This is a genomic window from Polycladidibacter hongkongensis, from assembly GCF_001561995.1.
In the GTDB taxonomy this organism is placed as follows: domain Bacteria; phylum Pseudomonadota; class Alphaproteobacteria; order Rhizobiales; family Stappiaceae; genus Pseudovibrio; species Pseudovibrio hongkongensis.
In genome coordinates, this window is sequence record NZ_LLWC01000003.1 from 1 (window position 1) to 15,618 (window position 15,618).

Below are 15,618 nucleotides of genomic sequence, written 5' to 3' on the forward strand. Positions count from 1 at the left end.
AAACGGTAACCTTTAAGAGCCGAGAATACATCAAGTTTAAGCATGGCAAATAACTACGCGATCTCAAAGCGCTCATCAACCTGACAGAGCCGTGGGGCCATCGAGCGGTGCCAAAGGAGTGCAGGTCGTGCCAGTTATATCTGTCAGTAACGTACCGTCCGGCGCCTCGATGCTCAAAGTAGTTGCGCTCGAGGCAGTCGAACCAACACCAAATGGCGAGTTAACAATTGTAACATCGTAGGTAATAAAATCTCCTGCTGGAGCAGGATCATAAATTCCATCTGTAACATCAAGAACAAGATCGAAAACTGCCGCAGAAGCGCTTTGAGGTAAAGTGATCGCCGCTACCGAAAAGACGATTTGACCAACCTGCTTTAATTTAGCCGCGAGAGCGTTCAGACAGTTCATTTGCATTCCAGTTCACAATCGACATCAGCCAACCAGAATCGAGAAGGCAATAACTGGCCCTCGCACAGGCAACAGCTTACCCGCAACGTTTCTTGCAGTTTTTAGAGTTGGCGTGGTCGCTTGGGCCTAACAGCCCGCATACTTACCTAACGTGAACTAACATTCTTCATATGAGCATTAAATACATTAGAATTATTAATCATGAGAAACTCACACATTTTGTTAAATTTGTATATTTCTGTGATTATCTCGTCACTATGACGGCGCTTAGGCCGATGATGTTTACGGCCACTTTTGCGGTGAAGAGGAGAAGCTACGTTGGATCACTTGCGCAAGAACAGACCGCACTACATTTTGACGTGCGTCTCAGCTGCATTTCACTTCTTTAAGTTCAAAGCGCTCATCAACCTGACAGAGCCTAGCAAACAGCCCCAACGCACACAGGAAGTAGGCCTTTGCAACACTTTGAGATTGGTATTTCATAGACGCTACTCCTTAACCTGCATCATTGGGCGGCCAGCCCTGCGTGTCTGTTTGATCCGCCCATCTCAAGAACTCAGCAAGACCACGGATTTCTTCATCGGTGAGGTTGAAGTTTGGCATCTGGCGGCGCCCTTCAATGCCAGATGGTTGAGATTCCATCCATGCTTTCAAGGTTTCAAAAGCGGCTTGTGGATCATCGGCAACATCCCAGCGCGTCATGACATTGCCAACTTCCGGAGCAAAATAGGCACCCTCGCCATGCAGTGTATGACAGTTGATGCAGGAGTTCTTTTCCCAGACATGCTTGCCAAGAACGACTTGCTCGCTCAAAGGCATCCCAGCTGTGGATTTTTCGGTAATATAAAGATGGCTTTGAACAGTCATAACGACGAAAATAGCTACGAAGAAAACCGAGCCTCCGTAGAATATATTTCGCGCCCGGGATTTTGTTAATATTTCTGCCATTAGAGGCCTCCCCCTGATTACGTGATATTCAAGGAGTAGCTTCTTTTAAAAATTCGAGTTTGTGTTTGCGCAACGTTCTAATCTGAATGAAGACTTGTTTGAATGTCGCGCCCGTCATTTGTCGCAACCAGCGCACCGGAGCAGATAAAAGGCTCTGTTCCCATTAGGCCAGTTCCGCAAATTTACAATGGTCGGTTGGCCATGATGGGTTCGTTTGGAATTGGCAGGATCCCTTCTCTTACCCGTCTGTTCAAATGGTTTCGCGGCTGGTTCTTCGTGTAATACGCGAAATATTCAAACCCCACTTCAATATTCGGAAGAATCCTATCACAAGCCCGAGGAGGTGAAAAAGAGCAGGTCATCCAACAAATAGTGGACTGAACTGGCGCGTAAATGAACGGTGGTATTGCTGTTGGGAAGTAATACAACGCCTAAACTACGCAAAGATCTGTGTTCGAGAAAGACTTTGATTCTCGTTTGACTACCTGTCGATTAGTTGACTATTGTTCATATGGTGGTGTGGTAAGTCTCAGCGTTTCATTCAAGTGCTTTCTTGAAGTCATGCGAGATCTCCGCTGATCGTAACTTACAGCTGAAAATGCAGTACGCAATGAGGTAACCTTTGGCACACAGAGGTGGTTTGGGGTTTGCTAATGTTTTCGCACAGGACAAACATGAGGTACCCCATGCCAATCACTCAGACCGCGACGAGAGTTATCCCACATAGCATTGCGGAAACCCCTAGTGCATCCAGCTTGGAGCAAAAACCTGATGGCGCGGCACGCGGCGAAGAGAACGCCGCTTGGAAAGATGGCGTGCATTATGAGTTGAAAGCTGAGCAACAACCACGTGCGACGCGTAGCTTTCGCCAGACATTGAAGCGAGTGACAACCATTCGGCGCACGACTACGCCAATGCCAGATAAAACAGAACAGAAGAGGGCGTTTAGCGGAAAGAAGGCCGAAGCTCTCGATTTTCAAAAAACGGTATTGCAAGCGGTTAAAGGCTTCCTAAAAGCGAAGGAAGGGGACCATGGCGCGTTTGTGTCCCTACGGGGAAAAGTCGAACAGCAATTGGTAAGGATCGAAGAGGAACTGAACACTGGCGCAAATCAACCTGTTTCCTTGGAAGATGTAAAAGTGGCGAAGGCTATGAGTAAGGAGTTGAAGGCCGATATTGCCAATGCGCTGCGTCTGGAAACCGGCATCAATGAAAAGGATGCCGCGAAGCAGGCGAAAAGGGTGTTCAACGAGTACTTTGTGAGCACCATAAACAATATGGAGTGGGCGACCATTTCCAAGAGCTTTCGTATTGGCACGGAGAAGCTGACGTCTACTCTCACTCCAGCGGCGCAGATGCGCTTGGGCGGTGAGAACTCCTGCGACATTTTTGCGAGAAGCTATGATGGCAAAGGGGTTTGCGCAGGCAGCACTACCGAGACCAAACACGCGGCAAATCTATGGTTTTCGGAGCTGAAAGCCGAAAGTGGCGAAGTTTTGTTCAAAGGTATTCGTCACGGAATTCTCTCTCCCTACGGCTTAAAAGAAGGCAGTGTCGAGCGCCAAGCAGGCGCTGATACGAGGGTGAAAGAACTGCTGACCGCCGCACTCTTCATGGATATTAGCAAAATGGAACGGGCGTTGGCCGGTGAGGTTGTCCCGATGAGGCTCACGTCAACTTCTCTGGTTACCGCCTCGAAGATCGGAGGGCTGAACAATGAAGGAGCGATGTTTGACGACCAATTTGCTGCACTGAGTAAGGCCTCTGGAAAGACCCTGAGTTTAACAGTGACTACGGCGGATGGCAGTCAGAGGGATGTGACAGTTAAGCCAGAGGTCCTACCATTTAGCGTTGGTGTAAACGTGGTTGCACTTTCTGTTCCTCTGGATGCTGTTAGCGGATGGAAGGGGGCAGACAAGATCAACCGTCAGAGCTTGGAGGTGTTGCTCGGGCCGCTTGAAGGCGAAGACCTGCAAGGTTGGGCAGGGGCGTATCTGTTTGAAAACCCAGATGCAGACAATGCCGCGCGTGTCACGACACTTGCCTCGCAGATCAAAGAAATCTGGGAACGTAAGAGCCATCACTCCGATGGGCAGGATCCTTACAAACTGGCGCAACGTATTGCGTTGCTGACGCATGAGGTTGGGGCTGTGCCCGCTTGGAACTGTAAAAGTGGGAAGGACAGAACAGGCTGGCTGGATGTCGAGATCAAGTCCGCAGCGATTATGGCGCACCAAGCCGCCATAGATAATAATGGTGAAGCAAAAGCCCATCCTGCACCAGGTGCTGCAGCTGATCGGCATAAGCAAGTCATCAGTAATGTTGCTTTGCGGGATGGCAACCTTGAGCTACAGAAAACGAATACCGGCGTGAAGGGCAATAAGATCTTTAATGGAACGGCGGCAGACCATACAGCACTATCGTTTTACAACCGGGTTTCTGATCAGCGCATCGCAACGCAGATCAAGGGATTGTCGACCCTTTATGGAGCGTAACATGCAAAAGCAACTGGACGTACTTTTCACTCATCTTGGGCTTGAATATGCCCCGGACCTTCAAGGAGATCAGGCGACCTTAGTGGTAGACCAGCAAACGGCGATTTTTTTTAATGAGATAACGGATGTGGTGCCCGCCGGGTTTCTGATGACCACAGTGCTTCCACCTGAAGGCGGAGGTCGCGACTACGCGTTGAAGCTTCTTGCGAGAAATTCGGGATTACCATCAGAGATCTGTTTTGGGTTTGATGAGGAGATGGAAGCCTACACCGCCAGTGTTTTTGTGAGTGAAGATGTGAGCGGTGATATGTTCGTGTCCCTGTTCAACAATTTCCTGAGCGAACTGGCATCTATACGAGACACAAAAACAGCACCTTCTGCAAATGCCGTGGGAGAAAACATGTCTATGGTAGAATTAACGCTCTAGTACTGAGTAATCGTGGGACAGTGAACGCTATCTAGCAAAGTTTCATGTGTTTTTTGTTGAAGGATCAACTAGTTCGCTAACTCATTAAAATAGGGAGCTACTTACCCTAGATGTGCTAAGCATATGTTGAGTGATCATCTATTGTTGTGGAGTAGAAAGCATTTAGATTATCGATGGTTTTCCTGCTATCAAAAATGGGTTAGAAAAACTTGTCGTTCCTGCTTGCTGGTTGTTCTATGAGCATCCACAAATGGCGACACTTTCTTGGTTTGGCGTTTCACCTCCACGTGCTGGCGTCAAATAAAAGCACCGGGAGTCCCCAAGTCTCCCGGTGCTTGTTTTTACAGCTACCTTAGTTTAATGCGCTTTACCATTGGCAAGGCTCATGTCTGGCAGCTTGTGGGCTATGCCTTTGTGGCAATCGATGCATGTTTTCTCACCAGTGACCAGATACTTTTCGTGCTGCTCGGCAGCGCGTTTGCTCTGTCGCGTGAAGTCCATAGAGTCATCACTATGGCAATTGCGGCATTCAAGGGAGTCATTGGCTTTGAAGCGGGCCCACTCGTGGCTTGCCAGCTCAAAACGCTTTTCTTCGAATTTTTCCGGTGTGCTGATTGTTCCGAAGATCTTGCCGTACACCTCTTTAGAGGCAGCAATCTTGCGGGCAACCTTGTCGCTCCAGTTATGTGGCACGTGACAATCAGGACAAGTCGCACGTACGCCAGAACGGTTTGTGTAGTGAATTGTTGATTTCAACTCTTCATAGACGTTTTCACGCATCTCGTGGCAACCAATACAGAATTCCTCTGTGTTGGTAACTTCCAAGGCGGTGTTAAAGCCGCCCCAGAAGATAATGCCGGCCACAAATCCACCGAGTGTCAAAGCCCCAAGGCTATAATGAACACTCGGACTACGGATCACCTGCCATAATTTCTTAATCCATGAAATCATGAGGCGCTCCTATTTGTTGCTGTCTGGTGCCAGCACACTGTCAACGTCAACAAAGCCGTTTTCGACCAAAGGCCGGGCATCGGTTTGCGGAACATGGCACTGTGTGCAGAAGTAGCGGCGTGGAGAAACGGAGGCCAGAAACTGGCCGTCGCGGTTCATGAAGTGTGTGATGGAGACCATTGGCGCTTGCGACTGCTCAACCGCGGTGCGGCTGTGGCAGGTCATGCACTTATTGGAGTTCTTGTCTACCTGGTAGCCATCGATCTTATGGGGAATGAGCGGTGGCTGTTCAGGATAGTTTCGCACCTGCCGCTCGTCTGAATTGACGATTTTTGGCATATCTGGTGCAGAATCTTCTGCCATGATGTCGTTATTGCGCATTTGCGAGATCGGTTCAGCAGCTAAAGCGCTGGGACCTGCAAAAGAAGCAAGAGCGACGAGGCTGGCGATCAACAGTTTATGCAGTTTCATAGCTTACCTCATGCAGCAACAATTTTGACCGCGCACTTTTTAAAGTCGGTCTGTTTGGAGATCGGGTCGGTGGCGTCCAGTGTGACTTTGTTAATCAGCTCACTGGCGTCAAAGAATGGCACGAAGACCAAACCGCGCGGAGGCTTGTTGCGGCCACGGGTTTCTACCCGGGTGGTTATCTCACCGCGGCGGGAAATCACACGGATTTCCGAGCCACGACGGAGGCCTTTGGCTTTGGCGTCATCCGGGTGCATGTAACACACGGCATCCGGCACCGCTTTGTAAAGCTCCGGTACGCGTTGTGTCATGGTTCCCGTGTGCCAGTGCTCGATCACACGGCCGGTGCAGAGCCAGAAGTTGTACTCTTCGTCCGGGCTCTCCGCTGGCGGCTCGTAAGGCAGTGCGAAGATGCGCGCCTTACCATCCTTATGGCCGTAGAACTCGAAGCCCTTGCCCTTACCTACATAAGGGTCTGAGCCTTCGCGGAAACGCCACTGGGTTTCCTTGCCATCAACAACCGGCCAGCGCAGGCCGCGCTCTTCGTGATAACGCTCGAACGGAGCCAGATCGTGGCCATGACCGCGACCAAACTGGGCGTATTCTTCGAACAGGCCTTTTTGCACGTAGAAGCCGAAGTGTTTGGCCTCTTGGTTGTCGTAGTCCGGATTGGTTTCAGCAAGCGGGAACTTGTCGACCTGCCCGTTGGTGAACAGCACTTCGTAAAGCGTTTTGCCGCGATACTCCGGTTTTTGTGCGATTAGCTCTTCTGGCCACACATCTTCAACGGTGAAGCGCTTGGAGAACTCCAGCGTCTGCCACAGGTCAGACTTGGCATCGCCCGGTGCGTTTACCAATTGGTTCCAGAACTGGGTGCGCCGCTCGGCGTTACCATAGGCTCCTTCTTTTTCCACCCACATGGCGGTTGGCAGAATAAGATCTGCTGCCATGGCGGATACGGTTGGATATGGATCAGAAACAACCACGAAGTTCTCTGGGTTGCGCCAACCGGGGTAGATCTCGTCAACAACGTTCGGCCCCGCCTGCATGTTGTTGGTGACCTGTGTCCAGTAGAAATTCAGCTTACCATCTTTAAGCATCCGACTTTGCAATACTGCGTGGTAGCCGTTTTTAGATGGGATGGTGCCTGCTGGCAGTTTCCAGATTTTCTCGGAGATTTCGCGGTGTTTTGGATTACCAACCACCATGTCCGCTGGCAGACGGTGGGCAAAGGTACCAACTTCGCGTGCTGTGCCGCAGGCAGAAGGCTGGCCGGTCAGTGAAAACGGACCACTGCCGGGCTTGGCAATTTTACCTGTCAGCAAGTGGATGTTGTAGAACATCTGGTTGACCCACACGCCGCGGGTGTGCTGGTTTGCACCCATGGTCCACAAGGACATCACCCGCTTGTTTGGATCGGCATAGAGCTTGGCAAGCTCAAGCAGACGTTCGGCAGGAACACCGGACATTTCCTCGGCGTATTCCAGCGTGTAGTCGCTGACAAACTTCGCGTACTCCTCGAAGGTGATTTCGGTGGAGCCACCCGCCTTGCCGGCGTTTTTCGCAGATTTCTGCCGTGGGTCTTCGGGGCGAAGGCCATAGCCGATATCGTCATTGCCAAGACGGAAATTGGTGTGCTTGGAGACAAAGTCTTTATCAACCGCATCATTCTGGATGATGTAGTTGGCGATAAAGTTGGCAATGACCAAGTCGCTTTGTGGTGTAAACACCATCGGAATGTCAGCCAGATCAAACGAGCGATGCTCATAGGTGGACAAGACGGCCACTTTTACATCCGGGTTTGACAAGCGGCGATCGGTTATCCGGGTCCACAGAACTGGGTGCATTTCCGACATGTTAGAACCCCAAAGCACAAAGGCATCGGCGTTTTCAAAGTCGTCGTAGCAGCCCATCGGCTCGTCAATGCCGAACGTGCGCATGAAGGCGGCAACGGCAGAGGCCATGCAGTGACGGGCGTTTGGATCGATGGTGTTGGAGCGGAAACCAGCCTTCCAGAGTTTGGCAGCGGCATAGCCTTCCCAAACAGTCCACTGGCCAGAGCCGAACATGCCAACAGAGAACGGGCCGTTCTTTTTCATCGCCTCTTTGGCTTTAACTGCCATGATGTCGAAGGCTTCATCCCATGAAACTGGGGTGAATTCGCCGTTCTTGTCGTACTTGCCGTCGGTCTTGCGCAGCAAAGGCGTTGTCAGGCGATCCTTGCCGTACATTATCTTAGAAAGGAAGTAGCCTTTCACGCAGTTCAGGCCGCGGTTCACCGGGCTTTTCGCATCGCCATGGGTGGCGACAACACGGTCATTCTTGGTGGCAACCATAATGGAACAGCCGGTCCCGCAAAAGCGGCAGGCGGCTTTGGACCATTTCAAATCGGTTTTGCTGGCATCTGTAATCACGTTCGAGGCGCTTGCAGGCAGGCTCCCACCTGCAGCAGCAACTGCAGCAGCAGCGGCTTGCGCTTTAACGACGGCACGTCTTGTTAGTTTTATCATGAGCATTTCCCCTCGATTGGCAGGTCACCCTGATCTGAAATGACGATTGAGTTGAGGTCTGTTGTGTCGGTTTGGTGGTAAACCAGAGAGGCAACGAGAACGCCGTCCAGCTTCTGGATTGTGTCCAGCGCGTTGGCGATCTGTCGCTCGCTTTTGGCTTCCAAGGTCACGACAATCTTCTCGGTTTCCGTTACCTCTGGCAGTTCCGCGCCGGGAATCTGGAGGATTTCCGAGCACACCGCCTCTTTTTTGCTTGGATCAGCTGTGACGAGCACACTGGATATGTGCCAGGCTTCGTCTGTTTGGTCGCGCTCTACATCCATATTGCGCATTAGTTAGGTGTCTCTCTGTTGGCGTCGATTAGTGTTATGGCGCTGGCAGGGCAGACGGGCAGGCAAGCGCCGCAGCCCGTACAGCTGTCTGTATTGAGTGTTATTTTTCCAGCAGGTGGTTGGCGAAGATCAAAGCGCAGCGCACGCGGCTCGCAAAGATCTGTGCAGCTCTGGCACGAAATTCCTTTGTCCAGCAAACAGGCTTGGGTATTGAGCTGAGCAGTAAGCTGCCAAGGTTCTTCCTGTAGGTCAAAGACCTTCGCTGTGCACTGGGAGGCACATTCTTCGCAAAACGTGCATTCTCCAATGCCGGGCTCAAGGTAGGGTCGGTTGTCCTCGCTGCGCAAAATACCTTCTGGACAGGCTTTGACACAATCCATACACCCAGTGCACAGATCTTCGATCCGCTCTTCCGTTGTCCACGGCGGGCGGATCGGCTGCTTCTGGCTGGTAGAAGAGCGAAAGCGGGTAAGAAAGGCGCGGCGAGAAACGTTGACCATCACGAATGCCTAGACAGTCGGAGGACCAAATAGAATTTGGCTCATCCAGAGGATGAAGCCGTAACCACCAACCAGTGCCGTTACAACAACGGGTGCAAGAACGACAGCGAGTAGGAAGAACGCAATGCGCTCCTTCGCCTTGCTATGGATTGATTGATCAATGTCGCTTGTCATAAGCCTCCCCTTGATAAGTGGGAATTGGAACTGCGAGACAGAAGCCAATTATCCCTTAGGAGGGTTAGGTTATGACTTTTAGAGTTCTTCGAATTTGAGGAATCGCAAGTTTTTTGCTGAATCCCCTTGTATAATGCACAATTAACAAAGTTTCTGGTGAATAAAATTAGTAAATGCTAACGATAAAGCGCAATTAGAAAGAATTTTCCTTTTTTACACGGCCGTCAGTTAGTATTGATCTGGTTGGTGTAAGGTTTAATCATGCGCATAGAAGTTTAAATCCGCAGATGCCAATTGATTCCTGCGGATTTATTAGGGCTATCGGAATTTAAAGGCGAGTTCTGCCGAGTGGGTCAAGGTTATCGCGCAACCAATCCCCGAGCATATTTAGGCCGAGCACCGTCATCATGATCGCTAAGCCGGGAAACACTGTAACCCACCAAGCGGATTGTGCGTAGTTTCTTCCCTCTGCCAACATGCCGCCCCAACTTGCAACACGTGGGTCTACGCCGAGCCCGAGGAATGTAAGACTACTTTCCAGCAGAATATTGTTGGCGACGTTCAGCGTCATCAAAATGATGAGTGGTCCAAGCGCATTTGGCAAAATATGCCGAAAGATGATCTTGGAGTTAGCCAGCCCATAGCTGCGCGCTGCCTGCACAAACTCTCTTTCTCGCAGAGACAAGACAGAGCCACGCACAAGGCGCGCATACTGCACCCACTGCGAAACAATCATCAGAATGATGATGCGATCCAACCCGGGGCCGAAAATGGCAATGATTGTGATGGCCAGCAAGATAAACGGCAGCGCCAGCTGAATATCGGCAAAGCGCATCAGCAACGCGTCGGCAAAGCCGCGGTAGTAGCCTGCAAACAAACCAATGACGGTACCAAGCGTGACAGCACCCAGTGCAGAAAGAATACCGACCGTGAACGATACACGGCCTCCAACAATGATGCGGGTAAGAATATCCCTTCCCAGCGGGTCTGCACCTAATGGATACTCGGAGGATTGCAAGGGGGGCATAAGACGTGCCAAGAGATTTACGCTTTGTCCGCCATCAGGGAACAAAAGCGGAGATATTAGTGCGAGCATGCCAATCGTTCCGCAGAGCATCAATCCAGCTACAAACTCAAACTGTCTAAAACTGGAGCGTTTTACCTGACCTTCGATCTGGGAGTGTTCGTTCGCCATGTTATTCCACCCGAATTCGCGGATCGATCAGGCCGTAAACCAGATCCACCACTAAGTTGACAAAAACAATCATCACAGCCAGCAGGGAGATCGCGGCTTGTAATACTGGATAGTCACGTTGCCCGATGGCCTCGACTGCCAGTGTCCCCATGCCCGGCCAGTTAAATACCAGTTCCACAATAACCAAACCGCCGATCAAATTGCCAAACTGTAGGCCAAGGAAAGTTACGATGCCGATAGCTGCATTGCGTAGCGCGTGCTTATAGATCACCACCCGTTCGCTCAAACCTTTCGCTCTGGCGACCATGACGTATTGCGAGGACAAAGTCTCCAGCATCGTCGTGCGCACCAGACGGACATTGGTCGCCGTGAGAATAATGCCGATCGTGACAGCTGGCATGACGATAGAAGATGCACCGCTAAACCCGCTGGCCGGAAAGAGGGGGATGGTGATCGCAAAAAGGAGCACCAGCATGATACCAAGCCAGAAATTCGGGAAGGACAGGCCCAGCAGCGAAACAACGCGGATGATCTGATCGGCTATCCCCCCTTTGTGAACCGCAGCATGGATGCCTAAGGGAATAGAAATTGCAATGGATACAAGCATCGAGCTTAAGGCGAGGACTAAGGTAGAAGGCAGGGCAATGGCAATGAGATCGCCAACGGCGCCGCGGAAAAAACTCTGCCCCAAATCCAGCGTAAGTAGGCCGCGGATAAACTCGTAGTACTGCACAAGAAATGGCTTGTTGAGACCAAGGCTCTCACGGATCCGTTCAAGGTCAGCCTCGGTAACGCTGGCGGCTTCTTCGGCCAAAATGCTAGCGGGATCACCCGTCAGGCGAATTAGAAACGCCACAAACAAAGTGACGATAAACAGGACGAACAGTGCTTGCACCACGCGCCTGATAAAGAAAGCCGCGATAGACATATACGCTCCAAACTCGGCAGAATTCGACAAACCGAAATCATGTTCCGGTTGCAACAGGTTAAAGAGGGGTGCGCCCTAAGAGGTAAGAAATAGGGGTCAGGGCGCACCCCAACGCTTTTACCGTTTGACAGAAACGTTCATGAAGCGCAGACGATCATCCGGCGCGGCCACAAACCCTTCTACGTGCTTGCCAACGGCATAAAGCGCAGCAATGTTGAACAGGGGCACTTCAAAGGCCTGTTCATGTGCGTATTTGGCTACAGCCTGCAACCCTTCGCGGCGTTTTTCTGTGTCATACGTCTGGCGCTGTGCTTCCAGCAAAGCATCCAGCTTTTCATCCTTGATGTAAGGGTTAAAACGCTCACCTGTGTGGTACAAAAGATAGGCCGTGTTATCGAAATCAAACGTCCAGCCGCCCCAGCCGAAGGCAAACATTTCTCCGGTGTTACCTTTGTAAATGATTTCCGAGCTGTAGATGCTGGCTTCATGTGGCCGCAGCTTGAGGTTGAGGCCTACTGCTTGCAGATAACTGGCAACTACGGTGCCGACTTCGCGGTCCAGATCACGATTGGAGCGGTAGTCCAGCGCAATTTCGGTGCCCGGTTTAATACCGGCCTCTTTCAGCAACTGCCGCGCTTTTTCTGGATTGTACTCGTAGGTTTCCAGATCCGGATTGAAACCAAACGACTTAGATCCTTGCGCACTGTTAATGGGTGTACCATAGCCAGACAGCAGCGCTTGCACGATCATCTTCTTGTCGATGGCCATATTAATGGCTTTACGAACGCGAATATCCTTGGTGATGAACTTTGCCGGGTTCAAACGGAAAATGTTTACCCGAGGGCCGTCGACGGCGTGCAGCTCCACATTGTCATTTTGCTTGAGAGCATCAATGGACGTTGTTGGGATATTCAAGGATATATCGATGCCGCCGGACATAATCTCGGCCATGCGCGTGGAAGGTTCTGCAATAAAGCGAACCTGCACGCCTTCCATTTTGGCAGTGCCATTCCAGTAGTCGTCAAAGCGTTCGAGCTTTAGGTCAACACCCGGCGTATAGCTCGCAACTTTAAACGGACCGGTGCCGACGGGCTTTTTATCAAACGCTTCCGGTCCCACTTCGGCCATGTATTTTGGCGGTACAATCATAGCGCCGTAGCCGGAGAGCTTGGTTATGATGACCGGATCGGGTTTGGCCATATGAAAATCAACGGTATGTGCATCAATTACCTCAACAGAGCCAATCGAGGTGTAGTTTGCCCGTTGTGGTCCGGCCTTACCTTCTTCTCCCAGCAAGCGATCAAAGGTGAATTTTACAGCGTCGGCATTGAATGGTTCGCCATTATGGAATTTGACACCTTTGCGCAAGGAAAAGCGAATGCGCTTGCCTTCCTCAAGAAACTCCCAGGAGGTTGCAAGGCCGGGAGACAGTTTGATCTGCTCATCGCGTGTCACAAGCCCATCAAAAATATTGCTGCCGAATGAGCCCCAAGATAGGGTAAAAGTGTCAATAGGGTCGAGGTTTTGTGGGTCGCGGCCTTGCGCAACCTTCAAGACATCTGCTTGGGCGAGGCTGGTCATCGGCAAGGCAGTTGCCAGAGCTAGCCCGGAAACCACAGCCGCCTTGAAAGCGATCTGGTGGGCTGTCTTTAGTGAATGCAATTCAAATTTCATCAGTTCCCCCTGAACTAATTAGCTAGGAATGAAATCACTTTGCGAAACAAAGTGGCCTGGTGCGATTTGCTCCAGCTTATTAATTGCTGGTTCGTTCCCAACAGCACGCATTGGGCTTGGTATTTCGCCTTCCAATGGCGGTTTAAACCGCCCAGGCCCGCGCGATGGATCCATATGAGGCACCGCATCTAGAAGGCGTTTGGTGTAATCGTGCTGAGGATTTTCAAATACTTGCTGTCGGCTGCCGATTTCGACAAGCTGACCAAGATACATAACGGCAACGCGGTGAGCGACGCGCTCTACCACGGCCATATCGTGGGTGATAAACAAATAGGAAAGCGCGCGTTCTTGCTGCAGCTGCATCATCAGGTTCAGCACTTGTGCCTGCACGGACACATCCAGAGCGGAGACGGACTCATCGGCGATAATGACCTTTGGATCGCAGATAAGTGCTCGGGCAATGCAAATTCGCTGCCTTTGCCCGCCAGAGAATTCATGCGGGTAGCGTTGTGCATGCTCGGGCTGTAAGCCAACCTTTTCAAGCAATGCGCCGACCATGTTCTCCGCTTCAACCTTGCTTGTTGCAATACCATGCGTGAGAGCTGGCTCCATGATGCTCTGGCCCACCGTCAAGCGCGGGTTCAAGGATCCGTATGGGTCCTGAAAGATGTATTGGATCTCGCGCCGAAACCGTTGGCGGGCAAGTTTGGGTAGCTTGAAAATGCTTTGCCCATCGAAATGGACCTCGCCAGATGTTGGCTCGATCAACTGCTGAATGGTCTTACCTACGGTCGACTTGCCCGAGCCGGATTCTCCAACCAACGCAAGGGTCTCTCCCGGGTATAGCTGCAAGGATACTTGCTCGGCTGCATGGACACGATGAGTGATGCGGCTGAATAGTCCTTTGCGAATGTCAAAACGCTTAGTTAGGCCTTTCGTCTCCAATAGTGGGGCTTTGGTGTTGTGGTCAGCCTGCGGGCCAGATGATGGGTTCGTCGTGCCTTCGCTCAGGCCGGGCACCATGAAGAATTTCGGCTTGCTTTGGCCTTTCATACTGCCGATTTGCGGCACCGCGGCCAGCAGCGCCTGCGTATACTCTTGCTCTGGATTTAGCAGAACTTTTTCAACGCTGCCCTGCTCTACCATTCGACCTGACTTCATTACCAGCACATCATCAGCCATTTCCGATACCACGCTCATATCGTGGCTGATGAAAATGACAGCTGTGCCAAGCTCCGCCTGCAGTTCGCGGATAATATGGAGAATTTGCGCTTGAATGGTGACATCCAACGCGGTGGTTGGCTCGTCGGCAATTAGAATTTTCGGCTGACAAGACAAAGCCATAGCGATCATCGCCCGTTGGCGCATACCGCCTGATAGCTGGTGCGGGTAGGCGTCCAAAAGCCGCAGGGCATCAGGCAAGCGAACGAGGTCAAGATAGTCTTTAGTGAGGCGACGGGCCTCGGCGGCGGACACTCCCCGGTGCAACATAAGCGTTTCACTTATTTGCGTGCCAATGGTGTAAACGGGATTGAGTGATGTCATCGGCTCTTGAAAAATCATCGATATTTCATCGCCGCGGATCTTTCGAAGTTCTTTTTCGCTGAGCGAGTTTAAATCAACTTCGCGGCCCAACACCCGGCTGTTGAAGAGGGCCGAGCCGTTTAGAACACTGCCACCTAAGTGATGGACAAGCCCAAGCAGTGCTAAGGATGTGATCGACTTGCCAGAACCAGACTCCCCAACAATGGCCAGTGTCTTATTCATAGCAAGGTCGAAGGACAAATCTTCTACAGCCCGCACCGATTTGCCATTTTGACCGAATCCAACGCTGAGATTTCGCAGAGAGAGGATCGCAGAGGCGGGCTTGCTCGCCGTTACGGTGTTAGTGGAGGTGAGGGGAGTTGTCAGTTCTTGCACCAAACCCTAACCTCCGCACTGCTTGGTCGAGCGCTCACGGACACTTTGCGCAACGCAACCGATGGTTATCTCCAGCGCCTTAGTCGACATTTCAAGGCTCATGGAGCTGCTGTTGCGCCCTTCTTTGCTGCCATTTGCAACATTTTCCGGGCTCTGCGGTATATGAATAAAGCCGCTGAGAATAGGCAGTGCGCGTTCGCTAATCAGGTGACGTAGCGTGTATGTCATCTGGTTGCAAAGATGTGTCCCGGCGTAGAACGAAAGTTCGGCTGGGATCCCAGCTTTTTTAATTTGTGAGACGATTTGTGTGTGCGGCAAGTCTGAATTGTAAGCGACCGGGCCGTCTTCGACGATGTTCTCAAGCTGGGCATTGATGCCGTCAATATCTGGAACATGGAAGTGACGCCAGTTTAGGCCAACCATTTCACTGCGTACGACATGAGAAGATACGGCGACGCCAATGCCGATCCAGGCATCTGGCTTGTATTTATCAAGGGCCTCCAGGACAAACTGGCTTAATTTCGAAGTTGAAACTGGAACCTCAAGCGCGACCAGCTCAAACTCGACGTAATCTCGGCTTTTTAGATTATCCACGACCGCTGCGGCTGGGTTCTTGGCTGCCATCGCCCAGCTAGAGTAACCAGCCACGAGGATCCTTGGTTTCTTTGGTCCAAGTTGTGCGCTCACG

General features: G+C 51.4%; 16 protein-coding genes. 3 read left to right on the top strand and 13 right to left on the bottom strand.

From position 1 onward, the window contains the following. Positions 1-75: 75 nt before the first annotated feature. Both AYK82_RS00030 and AYK82_RS00035 read right to left on the bottom strand, forming a co-directional pair. On the bottom strand, positions 76-408 hold the full coding sequence (locus AYK82_RS00030; protein WP_068310045.1) for a hypothetical protein: 333 nt from the start codon (positions 406-408) through the stop codon (positions 76-78). Between the two features lie 495 nt (positions 409-903). Continuing rightward, positions 904-1,356: a c-type cytochrome gene (locus AYK82_RS00035; RefSeq protein WP_068310047.1), complete on the bottom strand. Its 453-nt coding sequence runs from the start codon at positions 1,354-1,356 to the stop codon at positions 904-906. A 102-nt stretch (positions 1,357-1,458) separates the two neighbouring features. Between AYK82_RS00035 and AYK82_RS00040 the strand changes: the two genes are divergently transcribed. From AYK82_RS00040 to AYK82_RS00050, 3 genes are all read left to right on the top strand, one after another. Continuing rightward, positions 1,459-1,638 carry a hypothetical protein gene (locus AYK82_RS00040; RefSeq protein ID WP_068310050.1) on the top strand — a complete coding sequence of 60 codons (180 nt, stop codon included), beginning with the start codon at positions 1,459-1,461 and terminating at the stop codon, positions 1,636-1,638. A 404-nt stretch (positions 1,639-2,042) separates the two neighbouring features. Beyond that, entirely contained in the window at positions 2,043-3,851 is a 1,809-nt protein-coding gene (locus AYK82_RS00045; RefSeq protein WP_068310052.1) for an inositol phosphate phosphatase SopB, read from the top strand. A 1-nt stretch (position 3,852) separates the two neighbouring features. Continuing rightward, positions 3,853-4,278 (top strand): hypothetical protein, encoded by a 426-nt coding sequence (locus AYK82_RS00050; RefSeq protein ID WP_068310054.1) that lies wholly within the window; start codon positions 3,853-3,855, stop codon positions 4,276-4,278. A gap of 357 nt (positions 4,279-4,635) precedes the next feature. Here AYK82_RS00050 and AYK82_RS00055 read toward each other — a convergent pair whose 3' ends face one another. From AYK82_RS00055 to AYK82_RS00105, 11 genes are all read right to left on the bottom strand, one after another. Then, positions 4,636-5,229, bottom strand: coding sequence for a NapC/NirT family cytochrome c (locus AYK82_RS00055; protein ID WP_068310056.1), 594 nt, complete (start codon positions 5,227-5,229; stop codon positions 4,636-4,638). A 9-nt stretch (positions 5,230-5,238) separates the two neighbouring features. Further along, positions 5,239-5,700: a nitrate reductase cytochrome c-type subunit gene (locus AYK82_RS00060; RefSeq protein WP_068310059.1), complete on the bottom strand. Its 462-nt coding sequence runs from the start codon at positions 5,698-5,700 to the stop codon at positions 5,239-5,241. Positions 5,701-5,708: 8 nt separating this feature from the next. Next, positions 5,709-8,207 (bottom strand): nitrate reductase catalytic subunit NapA, encoded by a 2,499-nt coding sequence (gene napA / locus AYK82_RS00065; RefSeq protein WP_068310061.1) that lies wholly within the window; start codon positions 8,205-8,207, stop codon positions 5,709-5,711. Beyond that, positions 8,204-8,539, bottom strand: coding sequence for a chaperone NapD (locus AYK82_RS00070; protein ID WP_068310063.1), 336 nt, complete (start codon positions 8,537-8,539; stop codon positions 8,204-8,206). Before AYK82_RS00070 ends, napA begins: the two co-directional genes overlap by 4 nt. Beyond that, positions 8,539-9,039, bottom strand: a complete 501-nt coding sequence (locus AYK82_RS00075; protein ID WP_068310065.1) for a ferredoxin-type protein NapF — start codon at positions 9,037-9,039, stop codon at positions 8,539-8,541. Before AYK82_RS00075 ends, AYK82_RS00070 begins: the two co-directional genes overlap by 1 nt. Positions 9,040-9,048: 9 nt before the next feature. Beyond that, positions 9,049-9,213, bottom strand: a complete 165-nt coding sequence (locus AYK82_RS00080) for a periplasmic nitrate reductase, NapE protein (RefSeq protein ID WP_068310067.1) — start codon at positions 9,211-9,213, stop codon at positions 9,049-9,051. A 328-nt stretch (positions 9,214-9,541) separates the two neighbouring features. Further along, positions 9,542-10,408 (bottom strand): ABC transporter permease, encoded by an 867-nt coding sequence (locus tag AYK82_RS00085; RefSeq protein ID WP_068310069.1) that lies wholly within the window; start codon positions 10,406-10,408, stop codon positions 9,542-9,544. A 1-nt stretch (position 10,409) separates the two neighbouring features. Further along, entirely contained in the window at positions 10,410-11,330 is a 921-nt protein-coding gene (locus tag AYK82_RS00090; protein ID WP_068310189.1) for an ABC transporter permease, read from the bottom strand. 123 nt (positions 11,331-11,453) lie between these two features. After that, entirely contained in the window at positions 11,454-13,010 is a 1,557-nt protein-coding gene (locus AYK82_RS00095) for an ABC transporter substrate-binding protein (RefSeq protein WP_068310071.1), read from the bottom strand. Between the two features lie 18 nt (positions 13,011-13,028). Beyond that, a complete protein-coding gene (locus AYK82_RS00100) occupies positions 13,029-14,930 on the bottom strand; it encodes an ABC transporter ATP-binding protein (protein ID WP_244265691.1) in 1,902 nt (633 codons plus the stop codon). Between the two features lie 6 nt (positions 14,931-14,936). Then, positions 14,937-15,617 (bottom strand): pyroglutamyl-peptidase I, encoded by a 681-nt coding sequence (locus AYK82_RS00105; RefSeq protein ID WP_068310073.1) that lies wholly within the window; start codon positions 15,615-15,617, stop codon positions 14,937-14,939. Position 15,618: the final 1 nt, after the last annotated feature.

Coding starts and splice junctions, on each gene's coding strand:
- AYK82_RS00030 (WP_068310045.1), bottom strand. CDS start 408: ATGAACTGTCTGAACGCTCTCGCGGCTAAATTAAAGCAGGTTGGTCAA.
- AYK82_RS00035 (WP_068310047.1), bottom strand. CDS start 1,356: ATGGCAGAAATATTAACAAAATCCCGGGCGCGAAATATATTCTACGGA.
- AYK82_RS00040 (WP_068310050.1), top strand. CDS start 1,459: ATGTCGCGCCCGTCATTTGTCGCAACCAGCGCACCGGAGCAGATAAAA.
- AYK82_RS00045 (WP_068310052.1), top strand. CDS start 2,043: ATGCCAATCACTCAGACCGCGACGAGAGTTATCCCACATAGCATTGCG.
- AYK82_RS00050 (WP_068310054.1), top strand. CDS start 3,853: ATGCAAAAGCAACTGGACGTACTTTTCACTCATCTTGGGCTTGAATAT.
- AYK82_RS00055 (WP_068310056.1), bottom strand. CDS start 5,229: ATGATTTCATGGATTAAGAAATTATGGCAGGTGATCCGTAGTCCGAGT.
- AYK82_RS00060 (WP_068310059.1), bottom strand. CDS start 5,700: ATGAAACTGCATAAACTGTTGATCGCCAGCCTCGTCGCTCTTGCTTCT.
- napA (WP_068310061.1), bottom strand. CDS start 8,207: ATGATAAAACTAACAAGACGTGCCGTCGTTAAAGCGCAAGCCGCTGCT.
- AYK82_RS00070 (WP_068310063.1), bottom strand. CDS start 8,539: ATGCGCAATATGGATGTAGAGCGCGACCAAACAGACGAAGCCTGGCAC.
- AYK82_RS00075 (WP_068310065.1), bottom strand. CDS start 9,039: ATGGTCAACGTTTCTCGCCGCGCCTTTCTTACCCGCTTTCGCTCTTCT.
- AYK82_RS00080 (WP_068310067.1), bottom strand. CDS start 9,213: ATGACAAGCGACATTGATCAATCAATCCATAGCAAGGCGAAGGAGCGC.
- AYK82_RS00085 (WP_068310069.1), bottom strand. CDS start 10,408: ATGGCGAACGAACACTCCCAGATCGAAGGTCAGGTAAAACGCTCCAGT.
- AYK82_RS00095 (WP_068310071.1), bottom strand. CDS start 13,010: ATGAAATTTGAATTGCATTCACTAAAGACAGCCCACCAGATCGCTTTC.